Here is a 20,914-nt window from a genome sequence, read left to right on the forward strand (position 1 = left end):
TGATCGGAAGGCCTCATCGCCCCCGCAGCGGCCTTCGGCTTTTCGCCTTCAGCGCTGCGCCGTCAGTGTCTCGGTCGGCAGCGGCGGGGTCAGCGCCTCGGGCACGGGGCAGCGCGAGGCCGGGGTGGCGGTGGCGGCGAACCAGGCGTCCACCGTCGGCGCCAGCCGGTCCAGGCGCATCGGCAGGCTCAGATGGGTTTCGCCCGGCACTTCCAGATAACGGTCGCGTGGCGCGGCGGCGGCGAGCATGCGGCCGTGCGCGACCGGGATGTGGTGGTCGTTGGCGCCATGGACGATCAGCACGCAGGCCGGCGTGGCACGCAGGGCGCCGGCCACGTCGACATCGTCCAGGTTGAGCCCCAGCTGCGCGTCGGCCGCGGCGATCACCGCGTCGAGGTTCTGCCGGCCGTAGGTGGCCTGCGCGATCAGCGTGGTCGCGGCGGACTTCCACGTGTCCGGCCGCGCGGCCAGCATGTGCGGGACCATGTCGCGGATGCCGCGGCCGGCATTGGCGAAGGATTCCATCGCCACCACGCCGGCCACCTGGGTGCCCAGGTCGTGCGCGGCGAAGATCGCCGTGGCCGCGCCGTAGGACACGCCGAACAGGTACAGCGGGCCGGCGATCTCGCCGCGTTGGCGCAGCTGCGCGACCACGCGTGCCACGTCCTGCCCTTCGCGCGTGCCGTAGCCGGCCGGCCCGCTGCCGGAACGGCCGTGGTTGCGCAGGTCTAGGGTGACGGTGCGGTAGCCGGCCTGGGCCAGCTGCAGCGCCCAGGGCATCAGCGAGTCGCCGTCCATCATCCAGCCGTGCAGCAGCACCACCGTGCCGCGCGGGACGGCCGGCGCCTGCGGCCGCACGAAGTCCACGTCGAAGGCCACCTGCTGCAGCGCGCTGCCGTCCGGGTTGCCGGTGTAGCGGTAGTCCAGCCGGTAGTCGCCCGGGTCCAGCGCGCGCCAGTAGATCGGCAGGCCGCCTTGCCCCGGCAGCTTGCCGCTGCGGGTGGGCAGACGCGCCATCAGCCCCTCGATGCGCGGAGCATCCAGCAACGGCGACACGCCACCGGGCGCGACGATGCGGGTGCTGAGCGAGGTCGAGTTGGGCGGGATGCAGGCGACCAGCCAGACGCAGCAGGCGAGCACCAGCACAAGCAGGCGGGACATCGGCGTGGGGAAGACAGCGAACGGCGGCGCAGCCTAGCGCCGCCGCCGGCCGGCGCGCTATCGCACCGGCATGACATTCGCATGACAGCTGTCGTGGGTTCAGACAGGCGGCTTGCGTGCGGTTAGGCGGTCACCGCGACGACGATGCGCGGTGACCGCCGTGTCCGATCGACTGCAGGCGTCGATGGCCAGACCGCCGGCGACGCCACGCCACACCTTCCGCTGCGCTGGCGGTGACCTCACCGCATCCAAGCGCTCGTGGCGGAAGCAGCCCTCAGACCTCGCGCAGCGCCTGGGTGATCGGCAGGCGTGCCGCGCGCAGGGCCGGGAACAACCCGCCCACCAGCCCGATCGCCAGCGCCCACTTCAGCCCGCTCCACAGCAGCGGCGCGGAGACCTTGAACTGGAACACCACCTGGCTGAAGTTCTGCCCCAGCGTGGACACGCTGTAGTTGTTGAACAGCAGCCACGCCAGCGCGCCGCCCAGCAACCCGCCCAGCAGCGCCAGCAGCATGGTTTCCAGCATCACCGCTGTCACCACCGGCAGGCCACGGAACCCGATCGCGCGCATGGTGGCGATCTCGCGGGCGCGGGCGGCCACCGCCGCATACATCGTATTGAGCGCGCCGAACACCGCGCCCACCGCCATGATCGCGCCGATCACCGTGCCCAGGATGGTCAGCAGCTTGTTGAGGCCGCCGCCCTGCTTGGCGTAGTAGGCGCGCGTGGTCTCCACGTCCAGCTTCAGGCGCGGATCGCCAGCCATGGCGGCCCTGAACTGCTCGAAGCCGGCCTTGCCCTCGGTCCTGACGGTCACCGACTGGTAGGCGCGGCGGTTGTAGGCGCTGGCCAGGGTTTCCGCATCGGCCCACAGCTCCGAGTCGTGCGCATCGCCGGAGGCGAACACGCCGACCACCTGCCACTGCTGGTTGCCCAGCTTCAGCGGCTGGCCGACCGAGAGTCCACCGAACTGATGCAGCGCGCCCTGGCCGACCACCAGCTCGCGCATGCCCGGCTTGAAGCGCCGGCCCTGGATGATCCGCATGCGCTCGTGCACGGCCCAGGCCTCCTCGCCCACGCCGCGCACCTGCACATTGGTGTCCGAACCATCGGACTTGGACGGCAGCGCGACCACCTGCGACAGCTCGGCCGAGACCAGCGGCCGGCCGTTGGCATCGCGCGCGATGCCGGGCAGGCGGCCGATCAGCGGCAGCTGGTCGCGGGTGATGACCGAGTTGGCCTCGGCCTGCGAGCCGCCGCGCAGCACGATGGCGCTGGTCTCATCGCCGGTGCCGTTGAGCTGGGCCTGGAAGCCGTTGCCCATCGCCAGCATCGCCACCAGCACCGCGACCACGCCGGCGATGCCGACCACGATCACCGAGGCCGCGCCCCAGCGCTGGGGCAGGCTGGCCACGCCGATGCGCGTGGCCTGCAGCGCCAGGCGGCCGGTGCGGGTCAGCCCCAGCCACAGCCCCAGCAGCGCCGCGAGCGCCAACACGAGAAACCACGGCAGCGCCACCCAGACGCCGATGGCCACCACCAGTGCGCCGATGGTCAGCGCATTCCACAACCCTTGCTTGCGTTTCATGCGTGCGCTCCTTCAGCGGCCGGCCAGTGCATCGACGATCTTCAGGCGGCTGGCGCGTAGCGCCGGCAGCACGCCCACCACCAGCCCGATCACCACCACCAGGCCCGCGCCGACGGCCCAGGTCTGGCCGGGCACGCGCGCCGGCAGCATGCCGCCGGCCTTGGCCGCCAGCGCCGGCAGGATGCCCGCCGCCAGCCCCAGGCCGATCGCCCCGCCCAGGCCGATCAGCAGCAGCGATTCGACCAGCACCAGCCACAGCATCGTGCGGTCCTGGAAGCCCAGCGTCTTGAGCGTGGCCAGCTCCGGCACGCGCTCGCGCACGGCCTGGGCCATGGTGTTGCCGGTCAGCAGCAGCAGGGTGAAGAACACCGCGCCCATGATCGAGGTGACGATCAGGCCGATGTCGGCGAACTGCTTGACGAAGGCCTGCTGCCAGGACGACTCGGTCTGCGACTTGGTCTCGTGGTCGGAGTTCATCGACAGCGCATCGATGGCCTGGGCCACGCGCGAGGCGTCGTCCGGGTTGTGGAGCGTGACCGTGTACCAGCTGACCTGGCTCTTGATGTAGTCGTTGGACTCATCGAAGTACTTCCAGTTCATCACCAGCTGGTTCTCCTCGTTGGCCGCCGTGCTGCGGTCCTTGGCGCGGAAGATGCCCACCAGCTGCAGCGGCCAGTCGTTGCTGCCGCCGCGCGGGAAGATGGTGGCCTGCAGCGGGATGGTGTCGCCGAGCTTCCAGCCGAACTTGTTGGCCAGCGTCTCGCCCACCACCGCGCCGGTACGCGTGCTCTGGAAGGCCTTGAGCTGCTCGGGCGGCAGCTGCAGGTTGGGGTAGAGGTCGAAGTAGTTGGGCGCGACCGAGAAGTTGGGGAAGAAGTCCTTCGGGTCGCGGTAGATGCCGCCGAACCACATCGCATAGGTCACGTCCTTGACCCCCTGGACCTGCTTGATCTTCTGCTCCAGGTTGAGCGGCAGGGTCTGGGTGATGGACAGGCGCGAGGCGACGATCAGGCGGTTGGCGCCATCGACCGAGCCGCCGGAATTGAACGCCACGCGTACCGAGTCGAGCATCCCGTACAGCAGGAACGCGGCGACCACGCTGAGCAGGGTCAGGAAGGTGCGCGTCTTGCTGCGGAACAGCTGCGCCCAGACCAGGGAGAGATATTTCATGACGGACCTCGTGAGGCGAGGAGGACTAAGGGAGAAGCGCGTGGAGGCGTCGCGCGGCGCGGGCCTCGGCGCGCGATTGCGTTCGCGCACGGCCCACGCCGGGTTTCATCGCTCAATGCTCGACCGCATCGGCCAGCTCGCCCTTGTCCAGGTGCACCGTATGGGTGGCGTACTCGGCGGCCTTGGGATCGTGGGTGACCATGATGATGGTCTTGCCGTGGTCGCGATTGAGCAGCTGCAGCAGGGTCAGCACTTCCTCGGCCGAGGCGCGGTCCAGATCGCCGGTGGGTTCGTCGCAGATCAGGAAGGTCGGGTCGGAGACGATGGCCCGGGCGATGGCCACGCGCTGCTGCTGGCCGCCGGAGAGCTCGTTGGGGCGATGGTCGCGGCGCTCGGCCAGGCCCACCAGGGTCAGGGCGATCTGCGCGCGGCGCTTGCGGTCGGCGGCCGACAGGTCGGTCAGCAGCAGCGGCAGCTCGACGTTCTTCTGCGCGGTGAGCATCGGCATCAGGTTGTAGAACTGGAACACGAAGCCCACGTGCCGGCTGCGCCAGTTGGCCAGCTGGCCGCCGCTGAGCCGCTCGATGTGCTCGCCCTCGATCTGGATCTCGCCCGAGGTCGGCGAATCCAGCCCGCCGATCAGATTGAGCAGGGTGGTCTTGCCCGAGCCGGACGGCCCCATCAGCGCGACGAAGTCGCCGGCGGTGATGTCCAGGTCCAGGCCGTGCAGCACGTGCACCTTTTCCGGGCCGCGCTGGTAGGTCTTGGTGAGGTTGCGGATCGAAACCAGGGACGTCATGACGATGCCTCGTGTGGATGCGGGCCAAGGCCCGGGCAAAAGGAAACAGGCGCAAGGCGCGTGGCGCCCTTCGCGTGCGGTCCGGCGCCTGCTGCGCCGGTCTTGCTCGATTGCAACGACGGTCGTGCGCGGCGGGGTTCGACATCGCCCGCCGCCTGAAACTCGAAGACCTCAGGACGCCGGTGCACCATCGCCGACCGCGACGCTGTCGCCGTCCTTGAGCGTGGCCGGTGGATCGAGCACCACCTGCTCGCCGGCGCGCAGGCCGTCGAGGATCTGGCGCTCGCTGGCCAGCGTCTGGCCGGGCTTGAGCGTGCGGCGCTGGACCTTGTCGCCCTCGACGACGAAGGCCACCGGTACGCCATCGCGCTCCACCACCGCCGCGGCCGGCACGCGCACGCCCTGCGGCGCCGGTGCGTCGGCCTTGGGCGCGGCCTCCAGGAAGCTCACGTTGACGCCCATCTCCGGCACGATGCGCGGGTCCTTGACCTTCAGCGCGATGCGCACCTTGACCGTGGCCTTGCCGCGGTCGGCGGTGGGGATCACGGCGATCACCTCGGCCGGGATCTTCCAGTCTGGATAGGCGTTGAGCGTGGCCACCACCGGCATCTTGGGCTGCACGCGGCCGATGTAGGCCTCGCCCACGTCCACCTCGACCTCCAGCGAATCCATGTCCACGATGGTGCCGATGCCGGTGCGGGTGAAACCGCCGCCGGCCGACAGCGGCGAGACGATCTCGCCGGGCTGGGCCGCCTTGGCGGTGATCACCCCGGCGAAGGGCGCGCGCACCACGGTGTAGTCCTTGCCGATGCTGGAGATCTTCAGCTGGTCGCGGGCGACCTGCACGTTGCGGCGCGCGGTCTCCAGCTGGGCGCGCAGCGCATCGCGCTCGGCGACCTGCTGGTCGTACTGCGAGCGCGAGACCAGCTGCTGGTTCACCAGCGCATCCAGGCGCCGGGCCTCGGCCTCGGCCCGGGTCAGCTGCGCCTGCACGTTCTGCACCTGGCTCTGCGAGGAGGAGAGCTGGGACTGCGCCAGGCGCTTTTCGGCATCGGCGTTGATCGGGTCCAGGCGCGCCAGGATCTGGCCGGCCTCCACGCGCTGGCCTTCCTCGATCATCACCTCCTCGACCCGGCCGGTGATCTGCGCCGAGACGGTGGCCGTGCGCCGCGCGACCACATAGCCGGTGGCGTCCAGCACCGAGGCCGGCGCGTCGGCGCCGCCGGTCATCGCCGCGACCGTGGCCGTGCGCACCTGCACCGGCTTGGCCCGGCCGAGCGCGAACCACGCGGCCGCCGCCAGCACCAGCAACACCAGCACGACGACTACCGCGATCCACACACCCTTGCGCGAGGGCGCCGGCGGCGGGGCCTTGCTGCGATCGATGCGCAGCTCCTTGAGCAGTTCGGCTGAGGCGTTCATGGATCCATCGATGACGTCGTTGAGGCGCAAGTGTGACCAGACCGGGTGATTCGTACCAAGTTGCCGGAAGTCACAACCTGCCTGCGGTCGGGGCGCAGCATGCGCGGCGCGTGGGCCCTGCGGCCAGTGACAGCTGTCATCCGCAATGGCTGATCGACGCCACTGCCGGACCCGCGCATGACGGCGCAGGCTAACCGCACCTTCCGGTAATGGCTGATACGTCCCATGCCCGTCATTCCTCTCGATCCGGCTTCACCGGCACCCGCGGCGCTGCTCGGCGCGCATGCCCGCTATGGCGCGCTGGTCGCGCTCGACGGCGTCGATCTGGCGCTGCGGCCCGGCCAGGTGCTGGCGCTGCTCGGCCCCAACGGCGCCGGCAAGAGCACCAGCGTGGCCCTGCTGCTGGGCCTGCAGCGGCCCGACGCCGGGCAGGCGCTGCTGTTCGGACACGACCCCGAGGAACTGAGCGCGCGGCGCCGGGTCGGCGTGATGCTGCAGAGCGCCGCCTTGCCCGACACGCTCACCGTCGGCGAGCTGATCGCGCAGACGCGCGGCTACTACGCCTGCCCGCTGAGCGTGGCCGACTGCGTGGCCATCGCCGGCCTGGACGGCCTGCTGCCGCGCCGCTACGGCCGGCTGTCGGGCGGGCAACAGCGGCGCGTGCAGTTCGCCCTGGCCATCTGCGGCCGGCCCGAGGTGCTGTTCCTGGACGAGCCCGCCACCGGCCTGGACATCCAGGCGCGGCGCCAGCTGTGGGCGGCGATCCGCGCCCGCGCCGCGGCCGGCTGCGCCGTGCTGCTGACCACCCACTACCTGGAGGAGGCCGAGGCGCTCGCCGACGAGGTCGCGGTGCTGCAGGCCGGGCACATCGTCGCGCGCGGCAGCGTGGCCGAGCTGCGCGGCCGCGTGCTGCAGCGCTGCATCCGCGCCCGCACCCAGGTGCCGGCGGCGGAGATCGCCCGTTGGCCCGGCGTGCACGCGGTGCGCTACGACGGGCAGGTCCTGGAGATCCAGGCCGAACCGGCCGAGCCCATCGTCGCGCGCCTGCTCGCCGCCGATCCGCAGCTGGACGAACTGGAAGTGCGCCGCGCCGGCCTGGCCGACGCCTTCCTCGCCATCACCCAAGGCCGGGAGGCCGCATGAACGCCATCACCGCCACCGCGCCGTCCACGCTGCGGCTGTATGCCAACGAGGCGCGCTTCGAGGCGCTGCGGCTGCTGCGCACGCGCTCCTTCGTGCTGCCCACGCTGCTGTTTCCGCTGATGTTCTATCTGCTGTTCGGTGTGCTGCTCAATCATGGCCATGCCGAGGCCAAGCGCTATCTGATGGCCAGCTACAGCGTGTTCGGGGTGATGGGGCCGGGCCTGTTCGGCTTCGGCGTCAGCCTGGCGCTGGACCGCGAACGCGGCCTGCTCACCCTCAAGCGCGCGCTTCCGGTGCCGCCGGGCGCGCCGCTGGCCGCGCGCATGCTCATGGCCATGGTCTTCGCGCTGTGCGTCGGCGTGCTGCTGCTGATCGCCGGCACCGTGCTGGGCGGCGTGCAGCTGACGCCCGCGCAGGTGGCCGCCCTGCTGACGGTGGACGTGCTGGGCGTGCTGCCATTCTGCGCGCTGGGGCTGCTGGTCGGCGCCCTGGTCGGCGGCAGCGGCGCCCCGGCGGTGGTCAACATGATCTACCTGCCGATGTCGCTGCTGTCCGGCCTGTGGCTGCCGCTGTCGATGCTGCCGGGCTTCTTTACCAAGTTCGCACCGCTGTGGCCGGCCTGGCATCTGGGCCAGCTGGCGCTGCGGGTGGTGGGACAGGATGCCGGCGGCGCGGTGCTGGTCCACGCGGGCGTGCTGGCCGCGTTCACGGCGGTGTGCCTCGCGCTCGCCCGGCGCCGGCTGCGTCGCGCATGAAGTCCCGGCGCCTGTGGTGGCAAGATCGTGGCTTCGCCCAGGATCCGACGCCATGATCTTTTCCGTTCCCGCATGGCTGCGGCCCGCGCCTGGCTCGCACGCCGCCGCCCAGATCGCGCAGGGCAAGTCGCCGTGGACCGAGGCGGTCCACCTGATCTGGTCGGCCTGGGTGTTCGTGGTGCCGGTGTTCGAGCGCAACGGCTTCACCGCGACCTGGTGGCTGTGCACGCTGGTGTCGTATCCGCTGTTCGTGCTGCTGTACACGCTGACGATCGTGTGGCCGCGCCGGCGGGCGAACATCGCGGCGCTGGGCATGGTGGCGATGGCCGCGGCGCTGTGTCCGGTGTATCCCTCGGCCATCAGCTATTTCATCTTCGGCTGCCTGACGCTGCGGGTGGAGGGACGGCACGCGTTCGTGCGCTACCTGGGGATCATGCTGGTGCTCAACGCCGCGTTCCTGACGTGCGCGCTGGCGGTCGGCTACCCCTGGCAGATCCTGCTGTGGCTGCCCATTTCCACCATCGGCACCGGGCTGGTGATCGCGGTGCAGCAGATCAACCAGCGCAAGGACTCGGCCCTGCGCCTGAGCCACGAGGAGGTCCGCCGCCTGGCCGCGGTGGCCGAGCGCGAACGCATCGGCCGTGACCTGCACGACCTGCTCGGCCACACCCTGTCGCTGGTGGCGCTGAAGTCCGACCTGGCCGCGCGCCTGATCGAGCGCGATCCGCGCGCCGCGCGCGTGGAGATGGACGAAGTCAGCCGCGTCTCGCGCGAGGCGCTGGCCCAGGTGCGGCGCGCGGTCAGCGGCATCCGCTCGGCGCAGCTGGCCGCCGAGCTGGCCTCGGCCAAGCTGTTGCTGGAGACCGACGGCATCACGATGGACTACCGCGTCGACGGCACGCCGCTGCCGCCGGCGGTGGAGACCGCCTTCGCCATGGTCCTGCGCGAGGCGGTGACCAACGTGCAGCGCCACGCGCAGGCGCGCACGGTGCGCATCGCGGTGGCCGCGCTGGACCAGGCGCTGACGCTGCGCATCCACGACGACGGTCGCGGCGGCGCGCTGGTGCCGGGCAACGGCCTGGACGGCATGCGCGCCCGCGTGCAGGCCCTCGGCGGCACGCTGCAGGTGGACAGCGTGCGCGGCCACGGCACCACCGTGCTGGCGCACGTGCCCTGCGCCTCCCCCGCACTCGCCGAAGACTCCACCGTGGCCGCAACGGTCTCTTCAAATCAAATCGCATCCCCCCTGTAGAGCGGAGCTTGCTCCGCTGCTTTTGGCCGGATCAATCGGGAAAGCCCCATCGAAGCAAGCTCCGTTCCAGCTCGCGGCCTTCTTGTAGAGCGGAGCTTGCTCCGCTGCTTTTGGCCGGGATCGATCGGGAAAGCCTCAGCGGAGCAAGCTCCGCTCTACAGGGGGGGCGCCGCAGCGGCGGCGATGAAGCTTCCCCATATAGAATCACGCCATGCCCACCCAGCTCCCTCTGCCGTGATCCGCGTCCTGCTGGCCGAAGACCAGGCCATGGTGCGCGGCGCGCTGGCCGCGCTGCTCGGGCTGGAGGACGACATCGAGGTGCTCGAAGCGGCCGCCGACGGCGAAGCCGCCTGGCGCGCCCTGCAGCGGCTCTCGCCCGACGTGCTGGTCACCGACATCGAGATGCCCGGCCTGTCCGGCCTGGAGCTGGCCCAGCGCGTGCAGCGCCACGGCCTGGCCACGCGCGTGGTGATCGTCACCACCTTCGCCCGGCCCGGCTTCCTGCGCCGCGCGCTGGACGCCGGCGTGGCCGGCTACCTGCTCAAGGACGCGCCGCCCGAACACCTGGCCGAGGCGCTGCGCAGCGTGCATCGCGGCGGCCGCGCCATCGCCCCGGAGCTGGCGCTGGAAGCCTGGTCCGAGCGCGATCCGCTCAACGAGCGCGAGCGCCAGGTGCTGCGCCTGGCCGGCGACGGCGCCAGCGCCACCGACATCGCCAGGCAACTGCATCTCTCGCACGGCACCGTGCGCAACTACCTGTCCGAGGCGATCAGCAAGCTCGGCGTGGGCAACCGCATCGAAGCCTTCCGCGTGGCGCGGCAGAAGGGCTGGCTTTGAGCGCCCAAGCGCGACGGGCCTGGCGCCTGCGCGCGAATCGAAAACTGCGACGCGCGTAAGCCTTTTGCACGCAATCGCATCGCGCCTGCCCGCTACCATGGCGCGTCGTCCCGCCCACGCCGCGCATGCTGTCCAAGAACCGCCTCGTCAACCAGATCGGCCCGCTGCTGGCGGCCATGATCTTCGTCCTGATCGGCTGGGGCATCCTGCGCGGCGCCGACCGCTTCGCCACCGATGCGCGCTGGGTCTCGCACACCCACGAGGTGATGGCGCGCATCGATGAGATCGAGGCGCGCCTGCGCGAGGCCGAATCGGCCGAACGCGGCTATCTGCTGACCGGCCAGGTCGGTTACCTGGCCGATTACCAGGCCGGCAAGGAACAGATTCCGCAGCTGTTCGCCGCGCTCGGCGCGCTGGTGCGCGACAACGGCCCGCAGGAGCAGCGCGTCACCCAGCTGCGCACGCTGATCGACCAGCGCCTGCGTCAGACCGACGCGGTGGTGCGGATCTACCAGCAGCAGGGCCTGGCCGCCGCGCAGGCGACGATCGACACGCAGGCGCGTCTGACCTCCGATGCCATCCGCCGCCAGGCGCGGACGATGGGCGACGCCGAGCGCGCGCTGCTGGTCGAACGCGCCGCCTCCAGCGACGAGAGCGCCACGCTGCTGCGCATCCTGGCGATCGCCGGCATCCCGATCGGCATCCTGGTCATCGCCATGGTCTATGCGCTGATGGTGCGCGAGATCCGCGGCCGCCGCCGCGCCGAGCGCCGGATCCAGCAGAGCAACGCGCGCCTGGAGGCCACCGTGGCCGAGCTGGAGCACACCAGCGGCGACCTGCGCGTGCTCAGCCACTTCGCCAGCATGCTGCAGAGCTGCGTGCGCGCGGAGGAGGCGCTGGCCTTGACCTGCGAGGTCATGACGCAGCTGATGCCGGGCACCGGCGGCAGCATCTATCGCATCCGCGCCTCGCAGGACTACGCCGAGGCGATGGGCGGCTGGGGCACGCCGAGCGCGGCCAGCGCGGCGATGCTGACGCCTGATGATTGCTGGGCGCTGCGCCGCGGCCAACCGCAGCTGGTGCAGGGTCCGGGCACACTGCGCTGCCACCATATCGAGGGCGACACCGGCGCCACCGCCTGCATCCCGCTCATGGCGCAGGGCCAGCAGCTGGGGTTCCTGTATGTCTCCGCGGACGACGACGCCTTCCTGGCGCGCGTGCAGCTGATCGAGACCGCGGCCGAGCAGCTGGCCATGGCGCTGTCCAACCTGGAGCTGCAGGAACGCCTGCGCATCCAGTCCATCCGCGAGCCGCTGACCGGCCTGTTCAACCGCCGCTATCTGGAAGAATCGCTGGCGCGCGAACTGGCGCGCTGCGCGCGCCGCGGCCTGCCGCTGGCGCTGATGATGCTGGACCTGGATCACTTCAAGCGCTTCAACGACACCCACGGCCACCCGGGCGGCGACGCGCTGCTGGCCGGCTTCGGCCGGCTGCTGCAGCAACTGTCGCGGCAGGAGGACATCGCCTGCCGCTATGGCGGCGAGGAGTTCACCCTGATCCTGCCCGAGTCCACGCCGCAGGCCGCGGCCGAGCGCGCCGAGCAGATCCGCGCCGCGGTCGAGGCCATGCGCGTGCCGCATCTGGGCAAGGACCTGCCGCCGGTGACGGTGTCGATCGGCCTGGCCTGCTTCCCGCACGACGGCCAGGAGCCCGAGGCCCTGCTGCGCAGCGCCGACCAGGCCCTGTACCGCGCCAAGGCGCAGGGCCGCAACCGCGTCGAAAGCAGCCACGACCCGCGTGCCGTCCGCTCGGCCGGAGCGCTGCCTCGGGTGTGAGCCTGCTCCTGTGGGCGGCTCACATCTGTAGAGCGGAGCTCGCTCCGCTGGGGCCTTCCTCTACGAACCGAACGAAGCGCAGCGGAGTCCCCAAGAGGGGATTGCCACAAGCTCCGCTCTACACCCAGGCTGTTGGGAGATATGTGGAGACATCTGCTCCCACCTGTAGAGCGGAGCTCGCTCCGCTGGGGCCTTCCTCCACGAACCGAACGAAGAGCAGCGGAGCAAGCTCCGCTCTACAGGCAGGCTGTTGGGAGATCTGGGGAGACATCTGCTCCCACTCAAGCCGCGTGCCACGGCGGCTTGCGCCATCCCCCGAGCTGAGCCGGGAGGCCTGGTCCAGGCGATCAGCAAGCTCAACGAAGGCAGCCATCTCCAGGCCTCGCGCATGGCCCGGCAGGGGCTGGCTGCAGCGCCGATTTGGCCGTGCGCACCCTGTCACGGTGCGCACGGCCGCCCGGGTCAGAACGCCCAGGTCAGGCTAAGCGTGCCGCTGCGCGGCGCACCCCAGCCGCCATAGGCGGACGCGATCTGGGTGACGTAGCGCTTGTCCAGCACGTTGTCCAGGTTCAACTGCACGGCCACCGCCTGGGTGATCCGATAGCGGCCGAACAGGCTCAGCAGCGCGTAGGCGCCCTGGTCGATGCGCGCCGAGCGGGCCACCGGCACGGTGATGTAGACCACCCGATCGTTGTAGATGCGGTTCTGCCAGTTCACCCCGCCGCCCACGGTCAGGCCGTCCAGCGGACCGCCCTGGGCGGTATAGCTGGTGAACAGCTTGAGCGTGGTCGTGGGCAGGTAGGGCACCGGCGTGCTGTCGTCGTGGGCATTGCGCATCAGGTTGCGCGAGACGCCGAAGGTCGCGTTCCAGCCCGCCGCCAGACGGCCGTTGACCTCCAGTTCGTAGCCGCGGCTGACCACGTCCGCCGGCAGCGAGATCGCATTGCCCGCGGTGTTGTACAGGCCGGTGGAGACCGGGAAGTTGTCCTGCGCGGTGCGGTAGACCGCCAGCGAGGCGGTGAGCGCGTCCTCGAACCAGCCCGCCTTCACGCCCAGCTCGTAGCTCTTGCCCAGCTTCGGCGCCAGGAAGCGGTTCTGCGCATCGCGCGCGGTCTGCGGATTGAAGATGCCGGTATAGCTGGCATAGGCCGACCAGGTCGGGTCGATGTCCCACACCAGGCCCGCATAGGGGATGGTCTTGCTGCGCGTGTCGTTGTACTCGCCGGCGCTGGTCCAGTGGGTGTAGCGCGCGCCGGTGATCAGCGACAGCGGGTCGGCCAGCGACCAGCGGACCGCGGCATAGCCGGACTTCTGGGTGATCGTGCCGCGCCCGGAGACCTGCAGGGCCTTCCAGTTCGGCTCGCGCGCCTGGCTGCCGTCCCAGTCGAGGTAGTCGGGCAGCAGGATGCGGGCATTGAAGTCGTAGGTGCCGGTGTTGAGATAGCGGCGGCGGTTCCAGCTGATGCCGAACATCAGCTGATGTTCGCGGCCGAACAGCGCGAACGGGCCGTCGGCGGCGGCATCGAGGCCTTCGACCTTGCGGTGGATGATGTACCAGCCCCCATAGGGGATGACGCCGCCGCCGCTGCTGCGGTCCAGTCCGTAGATCGTGTAGTAGGGGTAGAACAGCTTGCTGTCCCCGTCGCTGCGGTCGTGGGTGGCGTTGAGCCTGAGCGACCAGCCGTTGTCGAAGCCCTGCCGCAGGCTGGCGAAGGCGCGCTTGCTGGTCGTGTTCCAGTAGGCCCAGTCGGCGCCGGCGTTGAACGTGCGCGGCCAGCGGGTCCGGGTGCCGTCGGCATACAGCACCGGAAAGCCGCCCCAGGTCACATCGTCGGCGTTCTTCCGCTGCCAGTCGTAGCCCACGCTGAGTCGCGTGGAGGCGCCCAGGTCGGCGTCGAGCACCGCATAGCCCAGGGTCTTTTCCTGCGTGTAGCGCGCGAGGTTGAAGTCGCGGTCGGTGTAGTTGCCCACCGCCCGCGCCCGCACGGTGCCGCTGGCGTTGAGGGGCGTGGTCACGTCCACCGTGGCCCGGGTGCTGCCGAAACTGTCGCCGCCCACCGTCACGCTGCCGGTAAGCGTGTTGCTGTCGGCATGCTTGCGGATCAGGTTGACCGAGGCCGAGGGATTGCCCGTGCCGGTGAGCAGGCCGGCGGCGCCGCGCACGATCTCCACGCGCTGGTACAGCGCGGTGTCCATCGAGGCATCGCTGTAGTTCCAGCCCTGCTCCATCGTGGTGGGGATGCCGTCGAACTGGAAGTTGTCGATGTCGAAGCCGCGCGCATAGAACTGGTTGCGCTCGCTGTCGACCTGCCTGTTGGTCACGCCGGCGACATTGCCCAGCACCTCGCCGATGGTCTGCAGGTTCTGGTCTTCGATGCGCTGCTGGGTCACCACGCTGACCGACTGCGGGATCTGGCGCAGGCCCAGGTCCAGGCCGGTGCCGGCGGCGGTGGTCTTCACCGTGTAGTCCGGGGCGCGCTCGCCCTTGACCTGGAGCTTGTCCAGCGTGGTGACCCGCGCGTCGTCGTCGTCGGCGGCCGCGGGCGGGGCCGCCAGCAGCGCCGGGAGCGCGGACAGGCAGGCAAGGGCGAGCAGGGTGGGCGGCAGCGCGCGGCGCGTGCCGGTGGGGGGAATCGCAGTCATGGCAGTCTCTCCGTGGAACAGATGGCCGACGCCGGGCAACCCCGTGCGTCGGGCGATGGGCGGAAGAGCTGGCTGGACTTGACGATCGCCGGGGTCGGCCCACAGGGGCCGCGGCGTGATGTGCGAAGGCGGAGCTGGCGAGGTCGCGACCACCGGCACGGAACGCACCGGCGGCCTGCGTCTGGCCGGGCGGCTAAGCGCCGCCGGCAGCGCGCGCAAGTGTAGCGACAGCGGCGACGGGCTTGTAGAGGCCTGGCGCGGCGATCCTTACCGCCGCCGCCGGCGTGTGGGCCTCAGCCCACGCACATGCGCTGGAATCGCGCCAGGCCCTGCGGCCATGGCCCGTAGCCGGCCTGGACATTGATGTGGCCCGCCGGGCCGACGTCCCACAGCGCGCATGCCCAGGCATCGGCCAGCGCACGGGCGCGTTCGAAGCCGCAATAGGGATCGTCGTGGCTGGCCGCCAGCGTGGCGGGGAAGGGCAGGGCCGCGCTTGGCGCGGGTGCGAAGTCGGCCAGCGCGGCGGGCAGATCGGCGCGCTCGACATCGGGCGGGGCCACCAGCAGGGCATGGCGCACGCGCGTGGCCGCGGCCGGTCGCGCGGCGGCCCAGTGCGCCACGGCGATGCACCCCAGGCTGTGTGCCAGCAGCACCAGCGGGCCCTGCGTGGCCTGCGCCAGAGCATCCAGCGTAGCGATCCACTCCGCGCGCCTGGGCGACATCCAGTCGCGTTGCTGCACGCGCTTCCAGTCCGGGTGCGCGGCCTGCCACTGCGACTGCCAATGCGCCGGGCCGGAATCCTGCCAGCCCGGCAGTACCAGCACCGTGGCAGGTGCGGCGCTCACGGCGCGTAGCGGCTGCGCAGCATCTCGAAGGCCGCGCGCAGCGCCATCGCCTCGCCGCCGGCGGGGCGGCCGGGGCGATCGTTGTCGTTCCAGGCGTACACGTCCAGATGCGCCCACGGCGTGCCGGCCGGGACGAAGCGCTCCAGATACAGCGCCGCGGTCACCGCACCGGCCATGCGCGAGCCGGCGTTGGCCAGATCGGCCACGTGGCTGGTCAGATAGCGCAGGTACGGCCGCCACAGCGGCAGGCGCCACAGCGGATCGCGCGTGCGCTCGCCGGCGGCCAGCCAGGCGTTGGCCAGCGCGTCGTCGTTGGAGAACAGCACCGGCAGCTCGGGCCCCAGCGCGATGCGCGCCGCGCCGGTGAGCGTGGCGAAGTCCAGCAGCACCTCGGGCGTGTCCTCGCCGGCATGGGCCAGCGCATCGCCCAGGATCACGCGGCCTTCGGCGTCGGTGTTGTCGATCTCCACGCTCACCCCGGTGCGCGTGGCGATGATCTCGCCAGGGCGGAACGCATCGGGACCGATCGCGTTCTCCACCGCCGGTACCAGCAGGGTCAGGCGCACCGGCAGGCGCTGGCGCATGACCAGCTCGGCCAGCGCGATCGCGTGCGCCGCGCCGCCCATGTCCTTCTTCATGTTGCGCATGCCGTCGGCCGGCTTGAGGTCCAGCCCGCCGGTGTCGAAGCACACGCCCTTGCCGACCAGCGACACCTTCGGCGCGTCTTCGGCACCCCAGCGCAGCGCGATCAGGCGCGGGGCGCGGTGCGAGGCGCGGCCGACCGCGTGGATCGCGGGGAAGTTCCGCGCCAGCAGCGCATCGCCGGTGATCGCCTCGACCTGCGCGCCATGCTCGGCGCCGATCTGGCGCACGACCGCTTCCAGCTCGTCCGGGCCCATGTCCTGGGTCGGCGTGTTGACCAGGTCGCGCACGCGCAGGCAGGCCGCCAGCAGGGCGTCGGTGCGCGCATCGACCGCTTCGCGCAGCAGCCGGGCCGGCGCGCGTGTGGCGGCCTTGTAGCGATCGAAGCGATAGGCGCCCAGGCCCCAGCCCAGTTCCAGCGCCGCGCGCGCGTCGGCCGAGAGCGCGCTCACCACCTCCCAGGCGCTGCCGGCCGGCAGGCCCATCGGCGCGTGGCCGTAGGACAGCGGATCGCCCGCGTCGGCGATGCCCATCACCGCACCGGCCACACCGGCCTCGCCCGGCAGCAGCGCCAGCGTGCCGGGCGCGGCGCTGAAGCCCTGCGCCTGCAGCCACGCGGCCACCGCCGGCGGCTGCCGTGCGCACCAGCCGCCGAACTGCTCGCGCTGCAGCACATGCAGCGGGCGCACCTGGTCGGTGCGGGCGTCGAGAAAGGCGGGAGCACTCATGCGGCGGCGGAGTCCTTGTCGTCCAGATGTGCGTCGAGCCAGTCGGCCAGCGCGGTGAGCGTGGAAAATTCGAGGTCCGGCCGCGGCTCGTGCAGCGGCCAGGGCGCGCCCTCGCGGTTGAGCCAGGCCGCGCGCAGGCCCGCGCGCATGGCGCCGGCCGCGTCCATTACCGCGTGGTCGCCCACGTGCAGCACCTGTTCGGGCGGCAGCGCCAGGCGCACGCAGGCGGCGTGGAAGATGCTCGCCTCCGGCTTGGCCGCGCCGTGTTCGCGCGCGCCCAACTGGAACACGAAGTGCTGATCCAGCCCGCAGCGCGCCAGATCGGCATTGCCGTTGGTCAGCGCCGCCACCGGCACGCGCGCGGCGATCCGCGTCAGCGCCTCGACGGCGTCGGGATAGCACTCGACCCGGTTGCGCTCGGCATAGAAGATCTCGAACGCGGGATCGAGCAGCGCCAGGTCGGCCCCGCTGTGGCGCAGGGCGTGTTCCAGGGTCAGCTTGCGCAGCGCCGAGAGGTCGTGGATCAGGTGCGGGTTGTCGGCGGTGACCTGGGTACGCAGCTCGCGCATGGCCTCGATCGGGAACTGGCGTGCGGTGGCGGGGCTGTGGGTTTCCAGCCAGGCGTGCAGTTTGCGTTCGATGCGCTCACCGATCGGGGCGAACGGCCACAGGGTGTCGTCCAGGTCGAGGGTGATGGCGCGGATGTCGAAGGTCATGGGGGCATTTTAGCCTGTGGGCTGTGGCGCCTGCCTTGAGGGGCGCAGCCCGCCGTTGCCGTTGCCGGGCTGTTGCCTTGTTGTTGTTGTTGTTGTTGCTGTTGCTGTTGCTCTACCTGTCTGAGCCGTAAAGCACGCCGAGCACCGCAGCGAAGCAGGGCCGAAGAGGCGCCCTGTTTGAGCGAAGCGAGTTTGGGCGCCGTGCCCTGCTTCGCGAGGAGCGCAGGGGACCGATGCGCAGCATCGGCGTGCGTCCCGGCGAGAAGCGGTTTTGCTTCCTTTTGACAAGACAAAAGGAAGTCGCGCCGCAGGCGCGAAAGCTCTGCACTTGGCGCGCCGCAGGCGCGCTGCTTTCGTCCTACAAGTTCCAGCGCCAGCTCCTGACAAGTCTTGCTTTAAATTTGCAAGCAAAACTTGAGCGTCGCGCAATCGCTTCTTAAAAGCAAAGCTTTCGCACGGCTTCGCCGCGCGAGCTACTTTTGTCTTGTCAAAAGTAGCCAAAACCGCTTCTCGCCGGGACGCGAGCCGCCGCTGCGCGGCGGTCCCCTGCGCTTCTCGGAAGACGGGGCACGTCGCCCAAACTCGCTTCGCTCAAACAGGGCGACTCTTCGGCCCCGTCTTCCTGCGATGCTCGGCTCGCTTTACGGCTCAGACAGGGGAAGCAACAGCCGAAGCACAGCAACAGCAAGGGCAACGGCAGGTGCAACAGCAGTGCAACAACAGCAGCACCAGCAACGGCTGATCTACTCCATCAGCCGCGCCCACCCCTCCATCCCCTGCACCCGCGCCAACACCAGCTTGATGCACACCAGCATCGGCACCGCCAACAACAGCCCCACGATCCCCCACAGCGAACCGAACACCATCAGCGACAGGATCAGGATCAGCGGCGACAGACGCATCTGCCGGCCCAGCACGATCGGCGTGACCACCTGGCCCTCCAGCGTGTGCAGCCCCAGGTAGATCGCCGCCGGCAGCAGCGAGGGCCAGGCATCGTCGAAGGTGGTCAGGCCCACCACCAGCATCATCACGATGCCGATCAGCGGGCCCACGTAGGGCGCGAAGTTGAGGATCGCCACCATCGTGCCCCACAGCAGCGCATCGGCCAGCGGGAACTTCAGCAGCATCAGCGCGCCGGCGAACAGCAGGCCCACCACACAGTTGATCAGGCTGATGGTCAGCACATAGCGCGAGACCGCGCGCTCGATGGACTGCAGGATGCCCACGGTCAGCTTCTGCTGCTGACGCCGCGGCATCAGCGCCACGGCATGGCGCTGCAGCGGCTGGCCATAGACCATGAAGAAGAACGTCAGCAGCACCACCGCCAGCACCGAGGCGATCATGCGCGGGGTGGCGGTCAGGGTGCGGTACGGATCGTCGGCGGTGCGCATCACCTGCGGGCGCCGGCCGGTGTCGCCGGCGGCGGCGCGGGCGAAGTTCTCGGCCGCCTGGTTGGCGTCGTAGACCGGCTTGGTCAGCTCATGCAGCTTGGGCGCGAGCTGGCGCAGCTCGCGCGGGGCCGCCTTGGCCCAGGCCGCGGCCGGCGGCACCATCTGGTAGGCCAGCGCCCCGGCCGCGGCCAGGCCCAGCAGCAGCACCAGCAGCGCACCGAGGAAGCGCGGCACGTACAGCCGCTGCAGGCCGCGCAGCAGCGGGTTGCCGACCAGCGCCAGGAACACCGCCAGCAGCACCGGCAGGATCACCGCCTGCGCCAGCCACAGCGTGTAGCCGCAGGCCAGGAAGGCCAGGATCACCAGCGACAGCGGCCCGCGCGGGCGCGGCGGCGCCGGTTTGACGGGCAGGGGCGTGGGCGCCGGCGAGAGATCGGCTTCGGAGGTGGACATGCGGCGGCTGGCGTTAGCGTTCGGAAACGTCGGTGGCCGCTTCGGCCGGGCGCGGCGCCTGCGCCGCCCAGGCCTTGGTCTCACCGCGCGCCTCGGCGGCGCGGCCATAGGATGACACGCCGCGCGCCGCGTTCGGCGCCGGCCCGCCGTCGGCGGTGGCCAGCCCGGCCGCCCGCGCCGTGGTGTTGCCCTGCGCCAGCCGCGCCGCGTCGTCCGCGCCGGTGGTCGCGGCCGCCGCACCCGCCGCGGCGGCGGCCTGATGGGTGGCCCCGGCCGCCGACTGCGCGCTGCCGGCCGCATCGTGCGCCTTGTCCGCGGCCTGATCGGCCTGCCAGGCGGCCATGGCCGCCTGCAGCGAGGTGAACATGCCGGAGATCGCGCTCACCGAGCGCAGCCACTTGGTCGCCCCGACCGCGCGCATCGGCCGGGTCTGGCCGATCACGAAGCCCAGCCCCAGGCCGGCCAGCACGATGCGCCATGGCGTCCAGCCGCGCTTCCAGTGCCCGACCAGGGCATCGGCATCGGCCAGGGTTTGGGCGCGGCGATGCTCGACCAGCGCCTCGGCGCGGTCCACGCGATGGCGCAGGTGAGCGAACTTCATGGCGTGCCTCCTTGCTGGGCGCACAGCTGCTCGGCGGCCGAGCGCGCCTCCGGCCCGGCTTCTTCCTCATCGTCGTCGCCCAGGCCCATGGCCTTGAGCTGGCGCCGGGTGGCCTCCATCCGGCTGAAGCCGAAATAGCGCAGCGTCTGCCACACGCCCAGCGCGGTGATCGCCAGGCTCAGGCCCGCGGCCACCGACAGCGCGCCGAGCCAGGACAGCCCCAGCCGCTGCAGCAGGGCGATCAGCGCGCCCATTAGCAGCAGCCAGCTGGACACACCGAACGCGGCGGCCACCGACATCCACACCATCGCCCGCGCCAGCGAGGCGCGGGCCAGGGCGAAGTCGGCCAGGACCAGCCGGCGCAGCGATTTGGCGGTGGCTACCGCCGAGGACAGGCTGTCCCTGCCGGCCTTGCCGACGCGCCGCAGGCTCTCGTCCAGCGAGGGCGTTGCGTCGTCGCCGGGGGCGGCGTCGTGGTCGGGTGCGCTCACGCCGGCTCCGGTGTCGCAGTCGTGCGGGCGATCAATCGCTGCTGCGTCCCAGCTTGGCGATGACCCAGCCGGCGGCCAGGGCGATGCCGAAGGAGGCCAGCGGACGCTCGCGGATCAGTTCGGCGGCGCTGTCGATCAGATCGCGGCCCTTATCCATCAGCGCATCCATCTGCTCGCGGGCGGCTTCGCCGCCGAATTCGGCCGCGCTCAGGCCGGCCAGCGCGCCGTCGGACAGCTCGGCCTTGGCCGTGGCCTTACCAAGGCGCAGCTCGTCGCCGGCGACCGAGGCGGCGCCCTCGACCGCATCGCTGGCGGCCGAGGCGGCGGACTTCAGGTGTTCCCCGGCCTCACCGAGGGAGGACTTCATCTTGTTGGCAGCGTCGGACATGGCATGGCTCCTTGAACGGGTGGGACAGCAGATGGTCGAGCCTACCCCAGGGCC

At 71.0% G+C, this 20,914-nt stretch carries 19 protein-coding genes; 6 read left to right on the top strand and 13 right to left on the bottom strand.

Features of this window, described 5'->3' with window-relative positions; translation table 11 throughout:
- Positions 1-48: 48 nt before the first annotated feature.
- The 5 genes from ACFJIT_RS01045 to ACFJIT_RS01065 all read right to left on the bottom strand — a co-directional run bounded on the left by ACFJIT_RS01045 (position 49) and on the right by ACFJIT_RS01065 (position 6,140).
- Positions 49-1,161, bottom strand: coding sequence for an alpha/beta hydrolase (locus tag ACFJIT_RS01045; protein ID WP_379654734.1), 1,113 nt, complete (start codon positions 1,159-1,161; stop codon positions 49-51).
- 274 nt (positions 1,162-1,435) lie between these two features.
- Positions 1,436-2,749, bottom strand: coding sequence for an ABC transporter permease (locus ACFJIT_RS01050; RefSeq protein WP_130524482.1), 1,314 nt, complete (start codon positions 2,747-2,749; stop codon positions 1,436-1,438).
- 12 nt (positions 2,750-2,761) lie between these two features.
- Positions 2,762-3,919 carry an ABC transporter permease gene (locus ACFJIT_RS01055; RefSeq protein WP_379654735.1) on the bottom strand — a complete coding sequence of 386 codons (1,158 nt, stop codon included), beginning with the start codon at positions 3,917-3,919 and terminating at the stop codon, positions 2,762-2,764.
- A gap of 112 nt (positions 3,920-4,031) precedes the next feature.
- Complete coding sequence (locus tag ACFJIT_RS01060; protein WP_379654736.1) at positions 4,032-4,718, bottom strand: ABC transporter ATP-binding protein; 687 nt, start codon at positions 4,716-4,718, stop codon at positions 4,032-4,034.
- A gap of 171 nt (positions 4,719-4,889) precedes the next feature.
- A complete protein-coding gene (locus ACFJIT_RS01065; RefSeq protein WP_379654737.1) occupies positions 4,890-6,140 on the bottom strand; it encodes an efflux RND transporter periplasmic adaptor subunit in 1,251 nt (416 codons plus the stop codon).
- Between the two features lie 225 nt (positions 6,141-6,365).
- Between ACFJIT_RS01065 and ACFJIT_RS01070 the strand changes: the two genes are divergently transcribed.
- From ACFJIT_RS01070 to ACFJIT_RS01090, 5 genes are all read left to right on the top strand, one after another.
- A complete protein-coding gene (locus ACFJIT_RS01070) occupies positions 6,366-7,283 on the top strand; it encodes an ABC transporter ATP-binding protein (RefSeq protein ID WP_379654738.1) in 918 nt (305 codons plus the stop codon).
- Positions 7,280-8,038: an ABC transporter permease gene (locus ACFJIT_RS01075; protein WP_379654739.1), complete on the top strand. Its 759-nt coding sequence runs from the start codon at positions 7,280-7,282 to the stop codon at positions 8,036-8,038. The genes ACFJIT_RS01070 and ACFJIT_RS01075 overlap by 4 nt, the downstream gene beginning before the upstream one ends.
- A gap of 52 nt (positions 8,039-8,090) precedes the next feature.
- The gene (locus tag ACFJIT_RS01080) at positions 8,091-9,290 is read left to right on the top strand and encodes a sensor histidine kinase (RefSeq protein WP_379654740.1); all 1,200 of its coding nucleotides are present in this window, start codon (positions 8,091-8,093) and stop codon (positions 9,288-9,290) included.
- Between the two features lie 234 nt (positions 9,291-9,524).
- The gene (locus ACFJIT_RS01085; RefSeq protein ID WP_379654741.1) at positions 9,525-10,127 is read left to right on the top strand and encodes a response regulator transcription factor; all 603 of its coding nucleotides are present in this window, start codon (positions 9,525-9,527) and stop codon (positions 10,125-10,127) included.
- A gap of 125 nt (positions 10,128-10,252) precedes the next feature.
- A complete protein-coding gene (locus tag ACFJIT_RS01090; protein WP_379654742.1) occupies positions 10,253-11,962 on the top strand; it encodes a diguanylate cyclase in 1,710 nt (569 codons plus the stop codon).
- A gap of 462 nt (positions 11,963-12,424) precedes the next feature.
- Here ACFJIT_RS01090 and fhuE read toward each other — a convergent pair whose 3' ends face one another.
- The 4 genes from fhuE to ACFJIT_RS01110 form a co-directional block, all read right to left on the bottom strand.
- The gene (fhuE, locus tag ACFJIT_RS01095) at positions 12,425-14,605 is read right to left on the bottom strand and encodes a ferric-rhodotorulic acid/ferric-coprogen receptor FhuE (protein ID WP_379654743.1); all 2,181 of its coding nucleotides are present in this window, start codon (positions 14,603-14,605) and stop codon (positions 12,425-12,427) included.
- Between the two features lie 293 nt (positions 14,606-14,898).
- The gene (locus tag ACFJIT_RS01100; RefSeq protein WP_379654744.1) at positions 14,899-15,450 is read right to left on the bottom strand and encodes an RBBP9/YdeN family alpha/beta hydrolase; all 552 of its coding nucleotides are present in this window, start codon (positions 15,448-15,450) and stop codon (positions 14,899-14,901) included.
- The gene (locus tag ACFJIT_RS01105) at positions 15,447-16,820 is read right to left on the bottom strand and encodes a leucyl aminopeptidase family protein (protein ID WP_379654745.1); all 1,374 of its coding nucleotides are present in this window, start codon (positions 16,818-16,820) and stop codon (positions 15,447-15,449) included. The genes ACFJIT_RS01100 and ACFJIT_RS01105 overlap by 4 nt, the downstream gene beginning before the upstream one ends.
- Positions 16,817-17,536: an HAD family hydrolase gene (locus tag ACFJIT_RS01110; RefSeq protein ID WP_379654746.1), complete on the bottom strand. Its 720-nt coding sequence runs from the start codon at positions 17,534-17,536 to the stop codon at positions 16,817-16,819. The genes ACFJIT_RS01105 and ACFJIT_RS01110 overlap by 4 nt, the downstream gene beginning before the upstream one ends.
- Positions 17,537-17,769: 233 nt before the next feature.
- Between ACFJIT_RS01110 and ACFJIT_RS01115 the strand changes: the two genes are divergently transcribed.
- Positions 17,770-17,976: a hypothetical protein gene (locus ACFJIT_RS01115; RefSeq protein WP_379654747.1), complete on the top strand. Its 207-nt coding sequence runs from the start codon at positions 17,770-17,772 to the stop codon at positions 17,974-17,976.
- Positions 17,977-18,279: 303 nt separating this feature from the next.
- Here the strand turns inward: ACFJIT_RS01115 and ACFJIT_RS01120 are convergent, their stop codons facing one another.
- From ACFJIT_RS01120 to ACFJIT_RS01135, 4 genes are read right to left on the bottom strand one after another with little or no spacing between them, the layout of a single operon-like run.
- Complete coding sequence (locus tag ACFJIT_RS01120) at positions 18,280-19,380, bottom strand: AI-2E family transporter (RefSeq protein WP_130516669.1); 1,101 nt, start codon at positions 19,378-19,380, stop codon at positions 18,280-18,282.
- Positions 19,381-19,393: 13 nt separating this feature from the next.
- Positions 19,394-19,981 carry a hypothetical protein gene (locus ACFJIT_RS01125; RefSeq protein ID WP_379654748.1) on the bottom strand — a complete coding sequence of 196 codons (588 nt, stop codon included), beginning with the start codon at positions 19,979-19,981 and terminating at the stop codon, positions 19,394-19,396.
- Positions 19,978-20,472, bottom strand: a complete 495-nt coding sequence (locus ACFJIT_RS01130) for a phage holin family protein (RefSeq protein ID WP_379654749.1) — start codon at positions 20,470-20,472, stop codon at positions 19,978-19,980. Before ACFJIT_RS01130 ends, ACFJIT_RS01125 begins: the two co-directional genes overlap by 4 nt.
- A 31-nt stretch (positions 20,473-20,503) precedes the next feature.
- On the bottom strand, positions 20,504-20,860 hold the full coding sequence (locus ACFJIT_RS01135; protein ID WP_379654750.1) for a hypothetical protein: 357 nt from the start codon (positions 20,858-20,860) through the stop codon (positions 20,504-20,506).
- Positions 20,861-20,914 lie beyond the last annotated feature (54 nt).

The sequence above is a fragment of the Pseudoxanthomonas sp. UC19_8 genome (genome assembly GCF_042700505.1).
GTDB lineage: Bacteria > Pseudomonadota > Gammaproteobacteria > Xanthomonadales > Xanthomonadaceae > Pseudoxanthomonas_A > Pseudoxanthomonas_A winnipegensis.

Coding starts and splice junctions, on each gene's coding strand:
- ACFJIT_RS01045 (WP_379654734.1), bottom strand. CDS start 1,161: ATGTCCCGCCTGCTTGTGCTGGTGCTCGCCTGCTGCGTCTGGCTGGTC.
- ACFJIT_RS01080 (WP_379654740.1), top strand. CDS start 8,091: ATGATCTTTTCCGTTCCCGCATGGCTGCGGCCCGCGCCTGGCTCGCAC.
- ACFJIT_RS01125 (WP_379654748.1), bottom strand. CDS start 19,981: ATGAAGTTCGCTCACCTGCGCCATCGCGTGGACCGCGCCGAGGCGCTG.
- ACFJIT_RS01075 (WP_379654739.1), top strand. CDS start 7,280: ATGAACGCCATCACCGCCACCGCGCCGTCCACGCTGCGGCTGTATGCC.
- ACFJIT_RS01105 (WP_379654745.1), bottom strand. CDS start 16,820: ATGAGTGCTCCCGCCTTTCTCGACGCCCGCACCGACCAGGTGCGCCCG.
- ACFJIT_RS01055 (WP_379654735.1), bottom strand. CDS start 3,919: ATGAAATATCTCTCCCTGGTCTGGGCGCAGCTGTTCCGCAGCAAGACG.
- ACFJIT_RS01115 (WP_379654747.1), top strand. CDS start 17,770: ATGCGCAGCATCGGCGTGCGTCCCGGCGAGAAGCGGTTTTGCTTCCTT.
- ACFJIT_RS01110 (WP_379654746.1), bottom strand. CDS start 17,536: ATGACCTTCGACATCCGCGCCATCACCCTCGACCTGGACGACACCCTG.
- ACFJIT_RS01135 (WP_379654750.1), bottom strand. CDS start 20,860: ATGTCCGACGCTGCCAACAAGATGAAGTCCTCCCTCGGTGAGGCCGGG.
- fhuE (WP_379654743.1), bottom strand. CDS start 14,605: ATGACTGCGATTCCCCCCACCGGCACGCGCCGCGCGCTGCCGCCCACC.
- ACFJIT_RS01090 (WP_379654742.1), top strand. CDS start 10,253: ATGCTGTCCAAGAACCGCCTCGTCAACCAGATCGGCCCGCTGCTGGCG.
- ACFJIT_RS01070 (WP_379654738.1), top strand. CDS start 6,366: ATGCCCGTCATTCCTCTCGATCCGGCTTCACCGGCACCCGCGGCGCTG.
- ACFJIT_RS01065 (WP_379654737.1), bottom strand. CDS start 6,140: ATGAACGCCTCAGCCGAACTGCTCAAGGAGCTGCGCATCGATCGCAGC.
- ACFJIT_RS01050 (WP_130524482.1), bottom strand. CDS start 2,749: ATGAAACGCAAGCAAGGGTTGTGGAATGCGCTGACCATCGGCGCACTG.
- ACFJIT_RS01060 (WP_379654736.1), bottom strand. CDS start 4,718: ATGACGTCCCTGGTTTCGATCCGCAACCTCACCAAGACCTACCAGCGC.
- ACFJIT_RS01120 (WP_130516669.1), bottom strand. CDS start 19,380: ATGTCCACCTCCGAAGCCGATCTCTCGCCGGCGCCCACGCCCCTGCCC.